At 68.9% G+C, this 3,597-nt stretch carries 2 protein-coding genes and 1 pseudogene; 2 read left to right on the top strand and 1 reads right to left on the bottom strand.

Going from position 1 to position 3,597, the window contains the following annotated elements:
- Window positions 1–129 (top strand): annotated as a pseudogene (locus SRB17_RS47440) (hemolysin III family protein); the annotation flags it as partial.
- A gap of 193 nt (window positions 130–322) precedes the next feature.
- Here the strand turns inward: SRB17_RS47440 and SRB17_RS45075 are convergent.
- Window positions 323–1,276, bottom strand: coding sequence for a LysR family transcriptional regulator (locus SRB17_RS45075; protein WP_323377631.1), 954 nt, complete (start codon window positions 1,274–1,276; stop codon window positions 323–325).
- Between the two features lie 107 nt (window positions 1,277–1,383).
- On the opposite strand from SRB17_RS45075, the gene SRB17_RS45070 reads away from it, so the two are divergent.
- Complete coding sequence (locus SRB17_RS45070; protein WP_153548016.1) at window positions 1,384–2,697, top strand: MFS transporter; 1,314 nt, start codon at window positions 1,384–1,386, stop codon at window positions 2,695–2,697.
- Window positions 2,698–3,597 lie beyond the last annotated feature (900 nt).

The following is a 3,597-nucleotide window of genomic DNA, read 5'->3' as shown; positions in this document are numbered from 1 at the left end:
GTCCTGTGGGTCCACGCTCCGCGCCGGCTGTGCACCCCCTGCCACCTGGCCCTGGGGTGGGCTCCGGTGCGTTACCTGCCCGACTTCCTGCACACCGGCGGTGCGGCCGTAGTCACCCTGACAGTGAGCTCTTTCAGATCACCAGAGGCACTCTCACGAACGCCTTCCGCGACGTCCGCCCTCTGCTGGAAGAGGACGGAATCACCTTCCCGCCGGCATCGGTGACGCACCGCACTGTCGAAGCCCTCCTCGCCAGCACTGCCACGAAATCCAACACGCCGACAACTTGATTACGTACAGGTTCACTGCGCACGGAATCCGGTCACCCCTTGTGATCTGCCGCCGGCCTCCGGCCCCATGACCCGAGGTCATGCAGGCCGAGCCCCTCCGGCGGGGTGGACGCATACTCGTCGGCGAGCTCCAGAAGCGCGCGAAGAGGTGCGCTGGGGCGCCGCGTCGACGAGGTGGCGACCGACAGGGTCCAGCGCAGCGTGTGGTCGCCGACGGTCACAACACGCAGGTCGGGGGTGTCGGGTGCGGCGAACTCCGGCAGGAGCGTGATGCCCAGCCCGTATCGCACATAGGTCGCGGCGGATGCCATATCGGCCTCCAGGGACACCCTGCGGCGCAACCCGGCCGCGGCGAATGCCCGATCGACCAGGTCACGGCTGCCGGTTCCCGGAGGGAAATCGACGAATTCCTCATCGGCGAGTTCCTGCAGGGCCACCCGTCGCCGAGAGGCCAGCCGATGGTCGGCCGGCACCAGGAGGACCATCGGGTACGAAGCCAGTTGCCTGGCCGTGAGACCGCCTGGCGTTCTGCCCTCCAGTGACAGGAACGCCGCATCCAGTTTCCCGGCCGCCAGGGCCTGGGCCAGGCCGGCGGATCCCCCCGAGGACACGCGCAGCCGTATCGCCACGCCGGGATGGCTCGTGTGGAAGCGGCAGAGCAGGGCGGGGAGATCGATGAGGGCCACAGCGGTCATGGCCCCGATGTCGATGGCGCCCCGAAGACCGCCCTGGTTTCCGCGCACGGCATCGCGGGCGGCCTGCACGGCGTCCAGCGCCGCATGAGCCTCCGGCAGCAGCGCCACACCGGCGTCGGTGAGGGACACCTGCTGCGAGGAGCGCTCGAACAACGGCGCGCCCAGCTCCTTCTCCAGTGCGCGGATCGTCATGGAAACGCCCGACTGGACGACATGAAGTCTTCTGGCGGCGGCGGTGAAACTCAGCTCCTCGGCCACGGCGACGAAATATTCGAGATGACGCAGCTCCACAAGGCATTATCACCATCTGTGATGTGGTTCAGCAAGAAGAATCATTGGACGTGAATCCCTCCAAGATCAATGCTGGAAGGCACAACCACCTTGAGGGAGCCGACCCGATGCGAACGTCCCCATTCCTCCGCTCACGGGACACGGACGCCGTTCAGCCGCCCGACTCACCGACGCCGCTGCGGCCGCAGGTCTCACGCCGGACCGGGTTCTGGTTCGCCGCCGTCGCTTTCACCGTGCTCATCGCCTTCGGCATGGCCCCCACCCCGCTGTGGCCGCTGTACCGGGTGCATGACGGATTCAGTGCGACCACCACCACGGTGGCCTTCGCGATGCTGGTGGTCGGGGCCGCCGCCGCGTTCCTGGCGCTGGGCCACCTGTCGGACCGGCTCGGCCGGCGACGGATCGTGGTACGCGCCCTGCTCGTCGCGATCGTCGCGGCGCTCGTCCTCGCGCTGTGGCCCGAGCTGCCCGGCCTGCTGACCGGACGCCTGCTCGACGGCATCGGCGTGGGACTCATGAGCTCCACCGCGACCGCGTACCTGCACGACCTGCACCGCCAGGGATACCCCGAGCGACCCTCCTCCCCGCTGCCCGGACTTGTGGCGACTGCCGCGACTCTGGGCGGGCTGGCCCTCGGCTCGCTGGTCGCCGGCGTCTTTGCGCAGTGGGGGCCCGACCCCTTGAGGACGACGCAGCTGGCCTTCGCCGCGGCGTTGACCGTCTGCCTGGTCATGGCGCTCGCCACGCCGGAGACCGTGGACCGTCGCTCTGCCGCCGAGCCGCGGCCGCGCCGCTTCGGCCTGCGGCCCGGTGGGCGTGCGGGGTTCTCGTCGGGTGCCGCGCTGGGCTTCTTCTCCTTCGCCGTGCTGGGACTGGTCACGGCGATGGGGGCTGTCCTGCTGCACACCGAGCTGGGCAACTCCTCGCCGTTCGTGGCAGGCCTGGCGCCTTTCCTGATGTTCGGCTCGTCGGCCGCGGGACTGCTGATCCTGTGGCGGCTGAGCCTGGCCAGGATGCTCGTCACCGGCGCCATCGTCTTCCCCGTCGGCCTTGCGCTGGTGGTGCTCTCGCTGGTCCACCCCGCTCTGTGGCTGTACCTCGTCGCCGTCTCGATCGCCGGAACAGGAGCGGGCGCGCTGTTCAAGGGCGGTGTCGGCACTGCCGGTTCAGTGGCCCTGCCCGATTCCAGGGCCGGAGTCCTGGCGATGTTCTTCGTCTCCTGTTACGCCGGCATGGGACTTCCGCCGGTCCTGTTCAGCATCGTGCTCGGCCGTCTGACCATCGAAGCCGCGGTGACCGTCTTCGCGGCAGTGCTCTCTGCCGGGGCTGGTCTGGCAGTCGTCGCTGCGCTCGGCACGCACGGGCGCCGCCGACTCGGTGCGCAGGCGCTCCCGGAAAACGGCCAGTGCGAAGGGCGATGACGCGCGCAGTGGCCTCGCGGGGCGAGCGGCACGCTCGGTCTTCTGTGCCAGGCTGCGGGGAACAGTCCCCCCAACCCGCGTCCATGATGCTCCGGTTGGGCCAAGTCCCTCGCGGCGGCATCGTTGTGTTTGACCGTCTTCTTGAGCGCAAGCCCGGGCGTTTACGCCCGGGTTAGCTCATCCCGAGCCCGGAGCCGCGCAGCGGCGGAGCCCGCTTCGCTGCTTCTGCTCGACGGCCGGTTGTCAGTGCTGTGTCGTAGCCTGCAACTTGCTTGCCTGGCAGGCAGCGCGCCGCGCCGTGGTGTCGGTTGCGCCGTGTGTATTTGCCGGGACCGTGGGCGTCGGACATCGATGAGGGGGTGTGGCAATGTCTGAGAACGCCGAGGCGGAGAAGAAGGTACCTCCGGCGGTTGCCGCACGCCTCGCAGCGGTGAAAGCGCGGAAAGAATCCGGCCTTGTCGGCCGCTCCGCGATCGTTGCCGTCTGGCTGAACCGGGCGGACCATGTGCGCGCCCACGACGCCTGTCATGCGGCGGCTTGTTCGTGGAATCGGTCGGTGGCGTGGCTGCGAGGGCAGTGGGAGGCGGGCGAAACCCCCGGCAAGGAGGACGTCCGTCGGTTCGTCACCTCAGCGTTCGCACCTCAGACGACACCACCACCCGCAAGGGTGCTGGCAGGGCATCCGCCCGCGTCGCCTGAAGCGGACAAGACAGAAGCCCCAGCCCTCCAGGCCGGGGAGGTTCACGGCCCTCGCTCGATGTGTGCCATCCGGCGCTTAGAGCTCGTAACACGATCTTGCCGCTGTCTTGCGCCACCCCGTTCTCGCACACCCGGTCGGCGGCGATACTTGGACGATGGACAGCTATCAAGGCGCGGCGACACTGGAGTGGTGGGCCAATG

The sequence above is a fragment of the Streptomyces sp. RB17 genome (assembly GCF_009604455.1).
Taxonomy (GTDB): Bacteria; Actinomycetota; Actinomycetes; order Streptomycetales; family Streptomycetaceae; genus Streptomyces.
The sequence above is the reverse complement of the archived record's forward strand: the minus strand, read 5'-3'. Positions and strand labels throughout refer to the sequence as shown.